The sequence below is a fragment of the Plebeiibacterium sediminum genome (assembly GCF_026013605.1).
In the GTDB taxonomy this organism is placed as follows: Bacteria; Bacteroidota; Bacteroidia; order Bacteroidales; family Marinilabiliaceae; genus Saccharicrinis; species Saccharicrinis sediminus.
In genome coordinates this window covers 1-419 of record NZ_JAPDPJ010000335.1, presented here as the reverse complement: position 1 = coordinate 419, position 419 = coordinate 1, and the positions used below count along the sequence as shown (strand labels likewise).

At 36.8% G+C, this 419-nt stretch carries 1 protein-coding gene; it reads left to right on the top strand.

Annotation, left to right across the window (positions count from 1 at the left end; genetic code table 11):
• A partial coding sequence (locus OM075_RS26710) for an IS91 family transposase (RefSeq protein ID WP_301193402.1) occupies positions 1-419 on the top strand: 419 nt, incomplete at both ends.

Genomic DNA, 419 nt, shown 5'->3' with positions numbered 1-419 from the left:
TTAATTCCGGAACCTTGGGTAGTTTATGCCAAACAAGCCTTTGGTTCGCCACATTCGGTAGTGGAATATTTGGGTAGATACTCACATCGGGTGGCGATTTCTAATGCACGTATTTTAAAAGTAACTGATACTCATGTTACTTTTAAATGGTGCAACAGAAAGGATAATTATAAATCTGAAACGCAAACTATTACTGGTGTTGAGTTTTTAAAAAGGTTTGTGGAGCATATCGTCCCACCTCATTTCAGAAGAATAAGGCACCTTGGCTTTTTGAGTGCTCGCAATAAATCCAAATGTTTAGAGCTATTACGCAAAGACTTAAAAGTAACTTTTCATAAACTAAAACTTTCAAGAGCTCAGGTACTTGAAATGAAGTTTGGAAAACGTTCCTGTCTTAGTTGTAAAGATTGTGGTGGTGA